Source organism: Nonomuraea typhae, from assembly GCF_009760925.1.
GTDB classification, from domain to species: domain Bacteria; phylum Actinomycetota; class Actinomycetes; order Streptosporangiales; family Streptosporangiaceae; genus Nonomuraea; species Nonomuraea typhae.
On sequence record NZ_VRLV01000002.1, the window covers coordinates 853,500 to 869,204 of the forward strand.

Here is a 15,705-nt window from a genome sequence, read left to right on the forward strand (position 1 = left end):
CCTGGTCCCCCTCACCCCCTCCGGAGGAGCGACTGTGTCCCGCGAACTGTGTGAGCAATACGGGCCACACCTGTACGACTACTGCAGAACCGAGCTGGGCGAGTCCGACGCCGAGCTGGCCGCCGCGGGCACCCTGCTGACGGCGTCGGCCCGCGCGGCGGGCGTGGCCGACCCGGCGGCGCTGCGGCCCTGGTTGTACGCGCTGGCCCGCGCACATCGCGCGACGCTGTCGGCGGCCCGGCCCGCCAGCATCGGCTCGTGGGCCCGGCCGGGCCAATCCGGCCTGCTGCCGGAGGCGCTGATCGCCCTGGACGCACCGCACCGGGAGCTCCTCGACCTTTCGGTACGGCACGGCCTGCCGCACACCGAGCTGGCCCTGCTCTTCGACGTGTCCGTGTCCTTGATCGACGCCACCGTGCGGGAGGCGGCGTGGCGGCTGGAGACCTGGCTGGGCGCGGTGACCGCGGCCAGGGCCGCCGACGGTTGCGTCCAGCTGGCTGCGTGGGTGGCGGAGTGGGCCGCCTCCCCCAGCCGCAGCACCCGTGCCCGGCTCGGGCGGCACCTGTACGGCTGCCCGTCCTGTCTTGCCGTGGCCAGGGGCTTACCCGCGGCCACCTTGCTGACCCGCCTGCCGATCGCCACGCCACGCCGGCCGCTGGCCGGACTGCTGCCGCTCGCCGCCCCGCTGCCCGGCGACGCGGTCGCCTGGCGGGCCGACGGCTTCCCCGTGCAGACGCACGACCTGGACGACGTTCCCCCGGCACGACTTGCTGACGGTGCGGCTCTGGCGGCGACCCCCGACCCCGTTGCACAATCAGCTCAGGACCCTCGACCCTCGCCTGGCATCCACGCCCGGCCGCACTCTCGCCAGACCTCCACCCGGGCGGCGCACGCCGCCCAACGCCCAAGCACCCCGGTCGCCGACCCCACGACGGCGACCGGGGCCCGGGTCTGGCCGGGGGCGGGCGCGGCTGCCTCCGGCCGGATCCTCCTGTCGGCGCCCACCCCTTTCGACGTCGAGCCCGACCCTCCGGACAAGGACGCGGCGGTCTCCGGATACCTGGACGCGTTGATCGCCCTGGGCGCGGATCGCGACTCCGGCCCCTCTCATGGGACGGGCCCGGAAATCCCTCGCGGGTCTAACCAGGACATCTCTCGTGGGTCGAACCCGGACATCGAGGACACCGATCCTTCCATCGGGCCGCCGGCGGCGTTCGGCGGCAGGCGCGAACGCCCCACGTCGCCCGGCAGGGCCCACCCTTACGCGACCCACATCGGGACCGGCCCGGCCGGTGACGCCCAGGACGCGACGGCCAGGCCGTACGGGATCCCGGCGACGGCTGACCGGCCGTACGGGATCCCCGAGAGCGAGGCGGGGCCGTCCGGTCCGCGCGAGTCCGGGCCGGACGCCGCGGCCGGGGCGTACGACGTGCCCGGCTCCGCGATCAAGCCCTATGGCGAGCCCTTCGACGGCGCCTCCTACGAGCTGCCCGCCTCGGAGGTGCCGCTGGCCGAGGACGAGTTCCGGGCCTGGGAGCAGCGGGGCGGCAAGTGGGAGGAGTTCTGGGAGGACCGCCCGGACGAGGCCGATCCCGAGGCGCGCATCACGGTCCGCTCGGTGGCCAGGGTCACCCTGCTGGTCGGCGCGGGGGTGCTGGTGGCGGGGCTGGCCTGGTCGGGGATCCACTCACGGCCCCGGCCGGTGTCGGTCAACGAGGCCGCGGTCCCCCAGCCGCATCCGGTGATCACCTTGACCGACCAGCCGGTCGGCGATTCGGAGGTCGAGGTGCCGCCGGAGGAGGCCCAGCGCGAGCCGGCGCCCGAGGAGGGGCAGCCGGTCAGGACCCCGCCGCCGACGAAGCGCCCGGTCACCTCCCGGGTCACGACCGACTCCGGCCCGCAGCCCTCCTCCACGAGGAAGCCCACCACCAAGGCCGAGGACGACGACGGACCCCGCGAGCCGACCGGCCGGCCCACCACGCGCGAGCCGGTCAAGGAGCCGACCCGGCAGCCGGAGAGGGATTCCGAGAAGCAGATGAAGACCACGCAGCCGCTGGCCAAGCAGGCGCTGCCCAAACCGCCGGCGCCCACCGCGCGGTTGTCGTCGGCGTCGGCGTCGCTGGGCTCGGGCCGGTCGGGTTCGCTCGCGCTCGACTGCGACGGCACCTGCCAGGTCACCTCCGCCTCCGGCAGCCCCGGCATCAGCGTCGCCGGCACCACCTACACGGTCGAGGCGCCGGAAAGCCGTCCCGGCTGCCCGGGGCCGCCGACCGGCGAGTCCGGCACGGTCACCGTCTCCTGGTCCGGCACGAAGACCGGCGACGGCACCACCACCGAGGGCACCACCACCGGCGGCGGCACGCTGACCTTGAGCGTGTCGTGGACGGTGAGCAAGGACAAGGGCACGTTCGTGCCCGACATGAAGGGCGGCGGCTACTGGAGCAACTGCAGCCCGCTCAGCGCCAACGGCTAAGGGATCGTGATGAGAGATTTCTTCAGTGGTATCACGCGGCGTGAAAAGCAGTTCGCGGTCGTCGGGATCGTGATCGCGCTCGTGTTCTTCATGCCGTTCCTCGCCTTGGCGGATCCGGGCAGCGTCCCGGGTTCCGACGCCTCCGGCGAGCGGCCCTCCATGGCGGCGGAGACGCCCGTCGACGTACGGCAGGGCGACTCGTGTGCGGATCTGATGCCCGCCGACACGCCGTCGTACGTGGTGTGCGACTGGCTCACCCCGCCGCAGGACGCGGCGAAGGTGGCGGCGTTCTGGGCGGCCGACGGCGGGGCCAACATGGAGAAGGCCCAGCCGCTGCCGCAGAGCTATGTGCGCTGCAACCAGAAGACGGACCTGTCCAAGGAGCCGGACTGCAGAGGCGGCCAGACGTTCTGCGAGGAGTTGCCCAGCGGGTGGTACAAGTGCACGAACATGGTGAACAGGAAGGTCACCTACGAGCGCTACGTCAACGGCGAGAAGCAGGTGCTGACCAGCCCGCCTCCGGGCGTGAACCAGCCGGCCGAACCCGCCGGGGACGCCTCGGCGCCCGACGCCCAGGGTTCCCAGCCCGATCCCGCTCCGTCGCAGCCTGCCGGCGAGGAGCGCAGCGCCCCGCCCGGCGCCAGGACGGCGGCGCCGGCCGTACCCAAGGACGCCGGACCCAGCACGGCCCCTAGCACGGACCCCGGGTCGGAGCCCAGCACGGACCCTAGGTCGGAGCCCAGCACGGACCCCGGGGCGGAGCCCAGGTCGGAGCCCAGCCCGAGCCCGTCGGCCGACCTCGGTCCCGGGCCCACCGTCAGCTCGGGCAACCCGGTCGGCCACGCGCTGGCCGCGGCCGGGAAGGCGGGCCTGCGCATCTGGGTGGAGAACGATCTGGCCGACGACTACCGGGCCGGTGAGGCCCAGTTCCGGGCGGCGGTGAGCAAGCTGGTGGCGGCGGCGGGCAAGCCGGGCGTGGTGGGCGTGAAGTTCGCCGACTACCTGGGCTTCCGTGACTTCACCTCGGCGGCGCAGGTCAAGAAGTTCGTCGCGGAGGCGACCGCCGCGCTGCGGGCCAAGCTGCCGGGCAAGCGGCTGGCCATGGGGGTCGTGGTGCCCGAGCTGGGGTGCGGCTCCTCCCAGGCGTGTGTGACGGACATGCGCTCGCGCTACCCGGTGGTGACGCGCTCGCGGGTGGACGACTACATCCGCACCTCGGGCGTGGACCGGGTGTATGTGGCCTCCGGGCTGTTCGGCAAGTCGTACGGCACCTTCAAGGTCACCCTCGACGGCCAGGAGAGCGCGATCACCCCGGCCATCGCGGCGCAGGCGCAGTGGATGGCGGTCAAGGCGCTCGGCTGGGACGCCGTGGTGCAGGTCGGCTCGCGCGAGTACGGCCTGACGCACGGCGACCAGAGCTCTCCGTGGGGGGCCGAGCGCGCGCGGGCCGAGGTCGACGCCCGGGTCGGCAACGCGATCGGGCTCGGCGCCCAGACCGTGACGCTGTGGGGACACCGGATCAGCTACGACGCCGACCACCGCCGCATCCTCGACGCCGGGCTGCAGCCGAACGAGGTGTGGAAGGCGCTGATCGCCAAGGGCATGCGGGAGCGGCTCTCCGTGCTCTTCGACCCGGCCAACCCGGAGGTGAGCGTGAGCGCGGACATCGGGGCGCTGGCGAAGGGGGTCAGCGAGATCTTCGTGCTGGTGTGAGCTAGAAGTCGGGCGGCAGGTCGTGGCAGTCCACCCAGTTGTCGCAGGTGGGCTCGGGCTCGCCGCCCGTCGGCTGCGCGGGTGGCTGTGTCGGGGGCCGTGTCGTGGAGGGCTTTTCCGACGGCTTGGGGGACGGCTCGGGTGTCGGCTTGCGGGTGGCCGACGGCTTGGCGCTGGGCTTCGCGGAGGTCTTGGCCGTCGGCTTGCGCGACGGCCTGGTGGACGGCTTGACCGAGGGCCGGGCGGACGGCTCGGCGACGGGTTTCACACTCGGCTCCCGGGTCGCCGGCCGCGGGGTCGGTTTCGCCCGCACGGGCTGGGCGGTCGCCGGTGGTTGCGCCCTGTCGGTGGTACGGCCCGGCGAAGGGGTGATCACGACCTCCTGGCCCGGCACCTGCATGCGGCTCACGCCCGGCGACCCCGCGGCCACGGGGACCGGGTCCGGGGCGCCGGTACCGTTGCCGAGGCCGAGCCAGACGCCGGCCCCGGCCAGCGCCACCACCGCGGCGGCGACCGGCGCGGCCGCCCGCAGCCTGAGCAGCCCGCCGTCCGGCCGGTCCGCGAGCTCGTCGGGCTCGTCGTAGCGGTCGTCCCCCTGCCCCGGCCATGAGGTGCGCGGGCGGCTCTCCCACAGGTCGGGTCGCGCTTCCTCCGGCTGTCCCCCGGCTGGTTCCCGGCGGCGGCCGGCGTCGTACGGGTGTGTCATCGGACTCCCCACAACGCGGAAAGAGGGGCCCGGGGCCGTGCTCGGCCCCGGGCCGGGGTGGGCTAGAAGAAGGTGTTCTCCGGTTCCGGCAGGTCCAGCAGCGCCGGGCCGCGGAACGTCGAGGTGTCCTTCGGCACGCTGGTCAGCGGGGTGCCGGCCACCAGCGGCACCAGCACCCGGCTCTTGGCCAGGTCCACGGTCACCCGCGCGCCCGTGCCGGCCTCGCCGCTGTAGTTGGCGTCGGTGCCGGCGATCACCAGGCCGAGCCGATGGCCCTTCCTGAAGGTGTAGTCGTGGGGCAGGGTGTCCCACGAGACCTTCGCGAACGTGCCGGGCGGCAGCGGCTTCTGCTCGGTGAGCGAGTCGCGGTTCTGCACGTCGATCCAGCCGCGGGCGACGATCTCCAGCGGGCGGGTGGCCACGTTGGTGATCGTCTTCTTGTAGCAGGCGTCGTCCTGCGCCGTGCTCTCACCGTGGCAGCTCTCCTCGGCGATCGTGGTGATGCCGAGGCCGCGCCGCCAGTCGACGCGGGTGTCCTCGCCGAAGTCGACGAGCAGGGCGGTCAGGTTCGACGTCGGCTTGTCCAGCGCCACCCGCAGGTCCACGGTCGGCGTGCCGGACAGGCGCAGGTCGAGCGGGAGCGCGCCGGTGGTGAACGCCACCCGGCCGGGCTGGGGGGTGCCGATGTCGGCGACCATCTGCTCCTCCGACAGCCGGAGGTCGGTGAACGCGGCCGTCGTGCCGCGCCGGGCCGGGATCAGGCCGAGCGAGCCGTCGGCGGCCGGGCTGAGGGGCACCTTGACCGCGTGCGGCGCCGGCCAGTCGCGCTGGGTGACCCACTGCGTGGGCGAGAGCTGGACGTCGGCCCTGGGCTCGTTCATGATGCCGTTCCGCACGCCGTACAGCCAGTGGTCGAACCAGCGGTGCAGCGTGTCCACCCACAGGTCGCGGCGCCCCTCGAAGTCGAACGGGTCCACGTGCTGGTAGTGGCCGACCCAGATCTTGCGCGGGACGTTGCGCTGGGCCAGCTTCTGCCACCAGATGGAGAAGTTGTCCGGCTTGACGTTGAGGTCGTTGCTGGTGTGGGCGACGAAGACGCTGGCCTTGACCTTGGAGACGTCGCCGAGCAGGCCCTTGATGTAGTCGCGCTCGGCCCAGAAGGCGTTGTAGTTGCCGGTGTCGTCGCCGTCCTCGGCGTCCATCTTGTCGCGGACGGCCTGGCACTTCGCCTCGGGGTCGGTGTCGACGTAGTTGGCCAGCCAGGAGGCGTAGTTGTAGTTGTAGATCACGCCGTTGGAGCGCTGGTACTTGTACCAGGAGCTGATCGCCGAGATCGGGACGATGGTCTTCAGGCCGTCCACGCCGGTGGCGGCGACGGCGTTGGCCAGCGTGCCGTCGTACGACTTGCCGATCATCGCGGCCTTGCCGCTGGTCCAGTCGGCCACGGCGGGGCTGCCGTCGGCGCGGAAGGCTCTGGCGCGCCCGTTGAGCCAGTCGATGACGGCCTTGCCGCCGAGCACGTCCGCCTTGCCGCCGACGTCGGGGCAGCCGTCGGAGCGCGTGGTGCCGAGCATGTCCACGTTGAGGACGGCGTAGCCGCGTGGCACGAAGAAGTTGTCATAGAAGAGCGGGAACTTCACGACATTCCCGGCGGCATCGTAGACCTTCCGCTCCGCCTCGTTTCCGCGCCCGGAATTGTCGTAGTAGGGGCTCTCGTCGATGATGACCGGGACTTTCAGCCCGGGGCCCGACTCCTTGGGGCGGATGATGTCCACCCGGACCCGGTCGAGCTTGCCGTCGGCGTCGCCGTCCAGGGGCGATTCGACGTAGACGTGTTCGCGCACGGCGTCCGCGTACGAGAAGACCGGCTGGGTGCGGCCGTTCGCCACGGTGACGGCCGGGTCGGCGGCCGCCTGGGCGGGGGTGGCGAGCGCCAGGGTGACGGCGACCGCGGTGATGACTGGGGCTAATTGTGGCACGCGTGTCCTCCGTGACGTTTGACGAAAAGCATCCGCAATGTGTCACGAAGCCCCCGACCTATCAACCCCCTCCGCCGGCCGGGACCACGCGATGGCTCTGCTGCTCCCGCCGGACGGTCGTGTGCTAATTTGGCCGTATGACTAACTTGGCCGATCGGCCAACTTCGCCACGTGGCGACAGAAGGCGCGACGAGCTGGTGGCGGCGGGCATCGCCCTCCTCTGCGAGAACGGCTGGCCCGCCGTGACCACACGGGGTGTCGCCGAGCGCGCCGGGACCAACCCGGGCCTGATCCACTACCACTTCGGCGGCCTGCCCGGCCTGCACGCGGCGATCGCCCGCGCGGCCGGGGACCTCATCATCGGGCCGCTGGTGGAGCAGGTGCTCGCCGCCGGGGACGAGCGGGCCGCGTTGGACGCGATCAGGCGGCTGATGGGCGAGGCCACCACCGGAGACGAGCGGGCCACGCGCCTGGCGGTCGAGGTGATCGCCGGGGCGGCCCGCGACCCGGAGCTCGGGGACGTGCTGCGCGAGCAGCTCCGCGAGGCCAGGGAGCAGGTCGCGCGGTGGCTCGGGCGGATCCGGCCGGAGTGGGGCGAGGAGCGGTGTGCGGGCGTGGCGGTGCTGGTCACCGCGGCGGTGGACGGGCTGATGCTGCACTACCTGCTCGACCCGGAGCTGGGTGTCGGAAAGGCGGTCAACGCGGTGGAAGGGATGCTGGGATGAGGGTGCTGATCTGCGGGGGCGGAGTCTCGGGACTCACGCTCGCCTACTGGTTGCGCAGGTTCGGGATGGAACCGGTCGTCGTGGAGCACTCGGCACGCGGGCGGCTGGGCGTCTACGAGATCAGCTTCTACGGCACCGGCTACGACGTGGCCTCGCGCATGGGGATCAGCGACCGGCTGGCGCGGGAGCGGCTGCCGATCGACTCGATCGGCCTCGTGGACGCCTCGGGCCGGGCTCATGCGCACCTGTCCAAGCCGCTGCTCGAGCGGGTGGTCAAAGGCCCCTATCTCATGCTCATGCACAGCACCCTGGAAGGTGCGCTGATGGAGGCGGTTCAGGACGACGTCGACATCCGTTTCGAGGAGAGCATCGCGCAGGTACGGCCCGGCGCGACCGGGGTCGACGTGACGCTGGCCTCCGGCGGCCAGGAGCACTACGACGCGCTGATCGGCGCGGACGGCATCCACTCGGTGACCAGGGAGCTGGCCTTCGGCGCCGAGGAGCGCTTCGCCCGCTACCTGGGATACAAGCTGGCGTCGTACCCGGTGCCCGACCGCTACGACCTGGGGCCGATCAGGGCGCACTACACCGAGCCCGGCCGGATGACGGTGGTCCATCCGACGGGGCGCCCGGGCGAGGTGGTGGCGCTGTTCATCTTCCGGTCCAGGGCCCGTGCCGCCGTACCCAGGGCGGAGCGGCTGGATCTGCTCAGGAGCACCTTCGACGGGATGGGATGGATCACCCCGTCCCTGCTGGAGGACGCGCCGGCCGGCGAGGAGATCTTCATGGACACGATGACGCAGATCGTCATGCCCTCCTGGCACCGCGGCAGGGTGGCGCTGGTGGGCGACGCCTGCGGGTCGATGACCATGGTCTCGGAGCAGGGCGTCTCGATGGCCATGGGCGGGGCCTACCTGCTGGCCGAGGCGCTGCGGGACGAGGACAGCCCCGAGCGCGCCTTCGCCCGCTATGAGCGGCGGATGCGCCCGGAGGTGGCCAGGCGGCAGCGCAACGCGCTGTTGTTCACCAAGACGCTGATCCCGGCTTCCCGGGCGGGGCTCGTGGCGCAGCGGACGGTCATGCGCGTGGTCACCAGGAAGGCGTTCGCGCCGGTGCTGCGACGGCAGTTCGGAGCCGGCACGATCCTGCCGGTCCGCGCGCGGCCGCCGAAGGGCTGGCGGCGCCGGCTCTGGCGGCTGCCGATCGCGCTCTACCGTGCCGGGCTCGGGTGGCTGATGCCGCGCCGGGTGATGTTGCTGACGCACACCGGGCGCGGTTCCGGGCTGCCGCGGCAGGCCGTCGTCGAGGTCGTGGCCCACGAGGGCAGCGCGGTGATCGCGGTCTCCGGGTTCGGGGCGGGGTCCGACTGGTACCGGAACGTGCGCAAGACGCCGGAGGTGACGATCCAGATCGGCGCCCATGCCCGCCGGGCGCGTGCCGTACCGCTGACCGCCGACGAGGGGGCGGACATCATGGAGACGTATGCCTCGATGCACCCGGCGGCGGCCCGGCGGCTGTGCAGGTTCCTGGGCTTCGACGAGGACCAGGACTTCCGGCGGATCGGAGCGCAGATCCCGTTCGTGCGGTTCAGTGCGCGACGTTGATGCGCTGGGACGGGGTGGTCGGGTTCTCCAGTTCGTCCACCAGCGCCACGGCGTAGTCCTCGGCGGAGATGAACAGGCCGACCAGGGTGTCGCCGCCCTTGCGGTAGGCGCCGGTGCGCTCGCCGGGGGCGATCTGGGCGGCCGGGGAGACGTAGGTCCAGCGCAGGTCGCCGGCCTCGGCCCGGATCACGTCGAGCAGCGCGGCCTGGGAGAGCGCTTCCTTCTTGTAGATCTCGGGGAAGTCGGGGGTGTCGACGAGGCGGGTGCCGGGGGCGACCTCCAGGCTGCCGGCGCCGCCGACGATCACCAGGCGGTCCACGCCGGCGGTGCGCAGGGCCGCGAGCACCGCGCGACCGGCGGCCAGCAGCGGGGCCTCGGGCTCTGAGCCGTCCCTGGGCGGGGCGATGGACAGCACCACCGCGTCCTGGCCCTTGGCCAGGGCGGCGACGGCCTCGGCGTTGGCGGCGTCGGCGACATGGGTGCCGCCGGCTCCGGAGCGGGTCACACCGGTCACCTGGTGGCCGCGGCCGGTGGCTTCGGCGGCGACCCGGCTGCCGATCATTCCACTGGCGCCGATCAGCAAGATGTTCATGGTGGGCCTCCTCGAGAGCGGTAGCGGTTGCGAAGAGGAAAGTATCCGTTGGATACTGGTTACTTCAACGTGCCATTGCTACCTTTGGGAAACCATGAAGAACGGCGATGCCTTTGACCCGGATTGCCCCACCCGGCTGGTCCTCGACCGGATCGGCGACAAGTGGTCGGTCCTGGTCGTGCTCAGCCTCCGCGAGGGGCCCAAGCGCTTCACCGAACTGCGCGACATGATCGGCGGGGTGACGCCCAAGGTGCTGACCCAGACCCTGCGGGCCATGGCCGCCGACGGGCTGGTCACCCGGAAGGTCTTCGCCGAGGTGCCGCCCCGGGTGGAGTACACACTGACCCCGCTCGGGCACTCCCTTCAGGAGCCCATCCAGGCGATCACCGACTGGGCCGAGCAGTACGTCCAGGATGTCATGGCCGCGCGGGCGGTCGGCGACGGCCGGGCGTGAGGGTGTGCCCCTCCCCCCGCGGAAGGGGCACACCGGTCCGTCACGGGTTGCCGTTGATCAGAGCCATCGCGAGGCTGGGGCTGAACTGCCCGGCGGGGGTGTCCGGCGCGATGCCGCACCTGCCGTCGGAGTCGCCGGGGACCTTGACCCAGAAGTGGTGTTCGGCGCCTGAGGCGGGCTTGGCCGGAACCGCGCCGAGCTTGCGCTTGGGCGGGTTGCACCAGTCGTCGCCGGGATCGGCGTCGCCGCCGTAGGGGCCGTTGCCGTTGCGGCTGGTGTCGATCACGAACGTCTTGGTCCCGTGGGCCGGCGCCAGCAGGTTCTTGACGTCCGTGCCGTAGGCGGTGGTGTCGGCGGTCCATTTGTAGTTGGAGACGTTCAGCGAGAAGCCGCGCGTGTTGGCGATACCGGCCTTGCCCAGCCGGGTGACCAGGTTGTTCTTGTCGGTCACCCACCCGGAGTTGCCCGCGTCGAGGTAGACCCAGGCGTTGGGCGCGTTCGCCTTGAGCACCTGGGTGGCGTCGAGAAGGATCTTGTACTGGTCGTCCTCCTTCCCGCCGACCCGCGTCACGCACGGGGCGGCGGCGACGGCGTCCGGCTCCAGGATCACGACCGCGTGCCGGCTGCCGATCGCCTTGGCGAACGTCGTGATCCAGGTATGGTACGCGGCCGCGTCAGGGGCGCCGCCGTTGGACTCGGTCGCGCAGGCGTCGCGGTAGGGGATGTTGTAGGCGACCAGCATGGGCAGCTTGTCGGCCTTCTGCGCGGCGCCCACGTAGTCGTCCACCGCCTTGGTCAGGTCGCCGAACCAGCCGCCGAACCACATGAAGATCGGCTTGGTCGCGATGCCGTTGTTGATCGCCTCGGCCCGGGTCCGGTCGGCGTTCCAGTTGTTCCTGACCCACACCGCCGGGTTGGACTCGCCGTAGACGAACAGACCGGCCGGCCGGGCCGACGAGGTCTCCATCAGCGAGACGTTGTCGAACCACACCGTCGGCGTCAGGTTCGGCCGGCCGATCTGGAAGGTGACCTCGACGGTCAGGTCCGAGGTGTCGATCGGCGCCTTGGCCGTGAACGTGTACAGGTAGCGCCTGCTGCCGGTGGTGACCGGGAAGGCGGTGCCCAGCGACTGGTTCTGACCGGGCGTCTTGAGGTACTGCACGGTCGTGGTGGCCTCGAAGGCGGCCGAGCCCTGGGCGTCGAAGGAGAGCGTGTAGGTCTTGCCCGGGTTCAGCGTGGCGGTGGTGTCGGCCGCGGTCATGGCCTGCCACGGGTTGGTGACGGCGGCCTTGGCCCGGACCTTCATCCGGCCCGCGTCGGCGGTGACCTCGGCCTGGTCGATCTGCTTCCAACCGGCGACGCCGCCGTCGAACGTGCTGTTGCCGACGAGCTGGGCGGCGGCGGAGGCCGGGGCGGGCGCCACTAAGACGGCCGCGGCGACCGAGATCAGCGCCACTGTGGCTTTGACTGCGAAAAATCGCACTACATCACCCTTCTTTGGGTCTCAGGTGGTGGTGTCGGCGTAGGCGGTCAGCCACGCCAGGGCGGAGTTCCAGTTCACGGCGACCTCGTTGGTCGCATACGAGCCGATGTCGTCGATATAACACGTCGCCGGAGCGCATCCCCGCAGGTTGCGCTGGGCGACCGGATCCTGCAGGCCGCTGTTCGGCCCGCCGGCGAGCGATCCCGGCGCGGGGTACGGCAGGGCGGGGTCGAGCTGGTGCGCCCAGAACCGGTGATGCTGGTTCTTGCTGGCCCGCTCGCCGTACCCGGTGACGTACGACTGGTTGAGCGCGTTGCGGCCGAGCAGGTAGTCCAGCGATTCGAGCGCCCCTTCCCGATATTTCGGCAGACGGGTGAGCTCGTGGGCGTACGCCAGCACCAGCGCCGTGTTGGCCGTGGCGCTGCTGGAGCCCCAGACGTACCTGCCGTCCGCGGGCAGGAACGGGTTGGCGTACCCCTGCGCCCGCAGATCGGCCAGATGCCCGTCGGCGACCTTGACCAGCCGCGCAGCCAGCCGGAGACGGCTGACCACATCGAGCCTGCCGCGCACTCTGACCAGCGCCAGGTCGGCCAGCCCGCCCGTCTCCTTCCAGGAGAAGTTCTCCGCGGTGAGCCCGGTGGTGACCTCCTTGAGGTAGGAGCGCCGCCCGGTGGCCGCGAACAGCTCGGCCGCCGCCCAGGAGAACTCGTCGCTCACCTTCGTGTCGTCGTACGGCCCGCCGCCCACGCTCTCGGCGGGGGCGTACAGCGCCGGGTTCCGGTGCGCGGCGGCCCACGCCTTCGTCGCCGCCGCGAGGCAGCGGGCTGCGAACGCGCGGTCGAAGCGCCGGTAGACGCGGTGGCAGCGGGCGCCGGCGGCGGCCAGGTTCAGCGTCGCCGCCGTGCTGACCGGGAAGAGCAGGCGCGCCTGCGGATCGGCCTCCGGCCGCAGCGGCAGCCCGGTCCACGCGGCGTCGTGGATCTTGTGGTGGACCATCCCGTCCGGGCGCTGCATGCGCAGCAGGAAGTCCAGCTCCCACCTGGCCTCGTCGAGGACGTCGGGCATCCCGCCGCCGGTCTCCGGGATGGCCAGCCGTACGTCACCCGCCTGCTCGTAGGCGTCGATGAGCTGCCAGGCGGCCAGGGCGCCGTTGACCACGTATTTGCCGTGGTCGCCCGCGTCGTACCAGCCGCCGCGCACGTCCATGCGGTAGTCGCAGGCGCCGGGGGCGCAGGGGACGTCGAGGTCGCCCCGATTGGGTGCCACGCCGGCGTGCCCGGCCGGGCGGGCGTAGGCGGCGCCGGCGTACTTCGCCTCGATCGGGATGCCGGACCTGTTGTGGTAGAAGTACGCGAGCGCGTCCGTGCGCAGCCGGCCGTACAGGCTCTCGCTGATCTCGAAGGGCTCGCTGACGTCCGCGCCGACCGCGAGACGGAAGGTGCCGCGCGTCCGGTATCGGGTGAAGTCGGCGGTGTGGACGTGGTCGCCGGACATCGCGTCGGCGCCGAAGACCCGCGTCGTGCCGGTGGCGGCCGCCCGGCCCGAGGCGTCCAGGAGCCGCCAGGTCAGGGGCCGGGTCCCGGGGGTGACGATCGTCGCCCGCTTGGGCCCGCCCGGCAGGTAGCCGACCTGGTTGACGCGCACCGGCGAGCCGAGGTCGCGCACGCCGCCGGGCGGGATCACGCCGCCGGTGAAGGAGATGTCGTCGAGGCAGAGCGTGTACGCCTCGGCGGCGCCGCCCATCTGGAAGGCGATCTGCGACTTGGTCTCGGCGATCGTGGACGTGCCGGTGATCTCGAAGGCGCGCGGGCTCGTGCCGACCTGCGCCTCACCCGCGATCGGGGTCGTGTACGGCGGGCCGCTCATCTGGGCGATCGCCTTGATCGTGACGCTCCTCGTGGCCACCGCGGTGAAGGTCAGCTTGTACGGCTGGCCGTTCTCCAGCGGGATGTCGTTCTGGCCGATCATCGAGTCCCACGGGTTGGCGGTGCCCGCCGGGACGTCGGCGCACAGCCTGCCGCCCTCGGCCCGGGAGGGCGTGGTCTCGCTGCTCCACCACGGTTCCTTGGAGCCGCCGTCGAAGGTGCCGTTGAGCACGCGCTCGTAGGGGGTGGCGGCCGGAGTCGTGACGGTCAGGGCGGCGGCCGGGATTGCGGCCGGGGTTACGGCCAGGATTGCGGCCAGAATTGCGGTCAGTGTTGCGGTCAGGCCCATGGTCAGCGCGCACGCCGGCCGCGAACGAAAGGACATGCCGGACCTCTCTCGTGCGGTCCGGCGGCGTCGGCGCGATCATTACTGACGCGACAGGTCAGGGTCAAGCCCCACCTAATCGGTAAATTTTCTGTTATGTCGGACCTCTTTTGCGCGACCGGAACCATGGTCTAACGTCGATGGGAGCGCTCCCAACGGGAGACCGACACCGGTGCCGGCGGCGTCAAACGCAGGTCCTCGGTGCATTTTCCCAGAGAGGTACCCCCCACATGACGACACAGGTTCGCCGTGGCCTCTTCGCGGCGGTCGCGATCACCGGGCTCGTGGCCACGGCCGCGTGCGGCGGCGGCACGGCCAAGCAGGAAGGCACCCCGCAGGCGGGCGAGAAGATCGAGCTGGTCGTCAAGACCTTCAGCAAGTTCGGCTACGACGAGCTGTACAAGAAGTACGAAGCCACGCATCCGGACATCACCATCAAGGAAGAGAACATCGCCCAGCTCGGCGACTACCTCCCCAAGCTCCAGCAGTGGATGGCCGCGGGCAGCGGCGCCGGTGACATCGTCGCGCTGGAGGAGGGGATCCTCGTCCAGTTCATGGCCAAACCGGAGAACTTCGTCAACCTGCTCGACCACGGCGCCGGCCCGCTCCAGGACAAGTTCCTGGACTGGAAGTGGAAGCAGGCCCTGACCCCCGACGGCAAGACGCTCATCGGCCTCGGCACCGACGTCGGCGCCCAGGGCATGTGCTACCGCCGCGACCTGTTCGAACAGGCCGGCCTGCCCGCCGGCCGCGAGGAGGTCGGCAAGCTCTGGCCCACCTGGCAGGCATACCTCGAGACCGGCAAGAAGTTCGTGGCCGCGAGCAAGGAGGCCAAGTTCTTCGACTCGGCCGGCGGCATCTTCCAGAACGTCCTCATGCAGCAGGGCGACCACACCTACTTCGACACCGCGAACAAACTCGTCATCGACACCAACCCCGGCGTCAAGGCCGCCTGGGACACCACCACCGCCATGGTCACGGCCGGGCTGTCGGCCAAGCTCCAGATGTGGGGCCCGCAGTGGAACGCCGGCTTCAAGAAGGGCTCCTTCGCCACCATCGCCTGCCCGGCGTGGATGCTCGGCCTCATCAAGGAGCAGGCGGGGCCCGGCCTGGCCGGGAAGTGGGACGTGGCCCGCGTGCCCGGCTCCGGCGCGGTGCGCGGCGGCTCGTTCCTGGCCGTGCCCAAGCAGAGCAAGCACCCGAAGGAGGCCGCCGAACTGGCCGCGTTCCTCACCGGCCCGGAGGGGCAGCTCGCGGCGTTCAAGGCCGAGAGCAACTTCCCGTCCTCGCCGCAGGCCATCGACGACCCGGCGGTGCAGGCGTTCACCAACGAGTACTTCAACGGCGCGCCGGTCGGCAAGATCTTCGGTGAGTCGGCCAAGACGCTCAAACCGGTCTACCTCGGGCCGGACAACCAGGCGGTGGGCGACCGCGTGGGCGAGGCGCTGCAGGCTCTGGAGCAGGGGAAACTGGATGTCTCCGCCGCCTGGTCCAAGGCCCTCGAAGACGCCAAGCGATCCGCCAAGTGACTGTGCGCACTCGCCGTGACGCGCCTTTCCGCGCGATCTCTTACGGCGGAGCCAAGCCGCCGCCACCCGCCGCCGCCGGTCAGCGTGTCGTGGGGATCGCTTCTCACGTCGGACGTGGTCCCCGCCGTCACGGCCTGTCGTCGGCCCGCGCCGTGGTGAACGCATCCAGGCCGGAACGCGCCTCGGGGCCGCCTCCC

At 71.7% G+C, this 15,705-nt stretch carries 11 protein-coding genes; 6 read left to right on the forward strand and 5 right to left on the reverse strand.

Annotated elements, in window-relative coordinates:
- Window positions 1–34: 34 nt before the first annotated feature.
- The gene (locus FVE25_RS10445) at window positions 35–2,473 is read left to right on the forward strand and encodes an RNA polymerase sigma factor (protein ID WP_157246200.1); all 2,439 of its coding nucleotides are present in this window, start codon (window positions 35–37) and stop codon (window positions 2,471–2,473) included.
- Between the two features lie 9 nt (window positions 2,474–2,482).
- Window positions 2,483–4,186 carry a hypothetical protein gene (locus tag FVE25_RS10450; protein WP_157246201.1) on the forward strand — a complete coding sequence of 568 codons (1,704 nt, stop codon included), beginning with the start codon at window positions 2,483–2,485 and terminating at the stop codon, window positions 4,184–4,186.
- A 1-nt stretch (window position 4,187) separates the two neighbouring features.
- On the opposite strand, the gene FVE25_RS10455 is transcribed toward FVE25_RS10450, so the two are convergent.
- Together FVE25_RS10455 and FVE25_RS10460 are read right to left on the reverse strand one after the other, a co-directional pair.
- Window positions 4,188–4,892: a hypothetical protein gene (locus FVE25_RS10455; protein WP_157246202.1), complete on the reverse strand. Its 705-nt coding sequence runs from the start codon at window positions 4,890–4,892 to the stop codon at window positions 4,188–4,190.
- A 62-nt stretch (window positions 4,893–4,954) separates the two neighbouring features.
- On the reverse strand, window positions 4,955–6,871 hold the full coding sequence (locus FVE25_RS10460; RefSeq protein ID WP_157246203.1) for a Xaa-Pro dipeptidyl-peptidase: 1,917 nt from the start codon (window positions 6,869–6,871) through the stop codon (window positions 4,955–4,957).
- A 137-nt stretch (window positions 6,872–7,008) separates the two neighbouring features.
- Between FVE25_RS10460 and FVE25_RS10465 the strand changes: the two genes are divergently transcribed.
- Complete coding sequence (locus FVE25_RS10465; protein WP_157246204.1) at window positions 7,009–7,596, forward strand: TetR/AcrR family transcriptional regulator; 588 nt, start codon at window positions 7,009–7,011, stop codon at window positions 7,594–7,596.
- Window positions 7,593–9,200, forward strand: a complete 1,608-nt coding sequence (locus FVE25_RS10470; protein WP_157246205.1) for a nitroreductase family deazaflavin-dependent oxidoreductase — start codon at window positions 7,593–7,595, stop codon at window positions 9,198–9,200. The genes FVE25_RS10465 and FVE25_RS10470 overlap by 4 nt, the downstream gene beginning before the upstream one ends.
- Here the strand turns inward: FVE25_RS10470 and FVE25_RS10475 are convergent.
- Window positions 9,184–9,792, reverse strand: a complete 609-nt coding sequence (locus tag FVE25_RS10475; protein ID WP_157246206.1) for an NAD(P)-dependent oxidoreductase — start codon at window positions 9,790–9,792, stop codon at window positions 9,184–9,186. The genes FVE25_RS10470 and FVE25_RS10475 overlap by 17 nt on opposite strands.
- Before the next feature lie 94 nt (window positions 9,793–9,886).
- Here FVE25_RS10475 and FVE25_RS10480 point away from each other — a divergent pair, with 94 nt between their 5' ends.
- Complete coding sequence (locus tag FVE25_RS10480) at window positions 9,887–10,246, forward strand: winged helix-turn-helix transcriptional regulator (protein WP_157246207.1); 360 nt, start codon at window positions 9,887–9,889, stop codon at window positions 10,244–10,246.
- Between the two features lie 40 nt (window positions 10,247–10,286).
- Here FVE25_RS10480 and FVE25_RS10485 read toward each other — a convergent pair whose 3' ends face one another.
- Both FVE25_RS10485 and FVE25_RS10490 read right to left on the reverse strand, forming a co-directional pair.
- On the reverse strand, window positions 10,287–11,729 hold the full coding sequence (locus FVE25_RS10485) for a glycoside hydrolase family 6 protein (protein WP_157246208.1): 1,443 nt from the start codon (window positions 11,727–11,729) through the stop codon (window positions 10,287–10,289).
- A 21-nt stretch (window positions 11,730–11,750) separates the two neighbouring features.
- The gene (locus FVE25_RS10490) at window positions 11,751–13,979 is read right to left on the reverse strand and encodes a glycoside hydrolase family 9 protein (protein WP_246266887.1); all 2,229 of its coding nucleotides are present in this window, start codon (window positions 13,977–13,979) and stop codon (window positions 11,751–11,753) included.
- 230 nt (window positions 13,980–14,209) lie between these two features.
- Between FVE25_RS10490 and FVE25_RS10495 the strand changes: the two genes are divergently transcribed.
- On the forward strand, window positions 14,210–15,508 hold the full coding sequence (locus FVE25_RS10495) for an ABC transporter substrate-binding protein (RefSeq protein WP_157246209.1): 1,299 nt from the start codon (window positions 14,210–14,212) through the stop codon (window positions 15,506–15,508).
- Window positions 15,509–15,705 lie beyond the last annotated feature (197 nt).

Coding starts and splice junctions, on each gene's coding strand:
- FVE25_RS10465 (WP_157246204.1), top strand. CDS start 7,009: ATGACTAACTTGGCCGATCGGCCAACTTCGCCACGTGGCGACAGAAGG.
- FVE25_RS10495 (WP_157246209.1), top strand. CDS start 14,210: ATGACGACACAGGTTCGCCGTGGCCTCTTCGCGGCGGTCGCGATCACC.
- FVE25_RS10480 (WP_157246207.1), top strand. CDS start 9,887: ATGAAGAACGGCGATGCCTTTGACCCGGATTGCCCCACCCGGCTGGTC.
- FVE25_RS10450 (WP_157246201.1), top strand. CDS start 2,483: ATGAGAGATTTCTTCAGTGGTATCACGCGGCGTGAAAAGCAGTTCGCG.
- FVE25_RS10490 (WP_246266887.1), bottom strand. CDS start 13,979: ATGTCCTTTCGTTCGCGGCCGGCGTGCGCGCTGACCATGGGCCTGACC.
- FVE25_RS10470 (WP_157246205.1), top strand. CDS start 7,593: ATGAGGGTGCTGATCTGCGGGGGCGGAGTCTCGGGACTCACGCTCGCC.
- FVE25_RS10455 (WP_157246202.1), bottom strand. CDS start 4,892: ATGACACACCCGTACGACGCCGGCCGCCGCCGGGAACCAGCCGGGGGA.
- FVE25_RS10475 (WP_157246206.1), bottom strand. CDS start 9,792: ATGAACATCTTGCTGATCGGCGCCAGTGGAATGATCGGCAGCCGGGTC.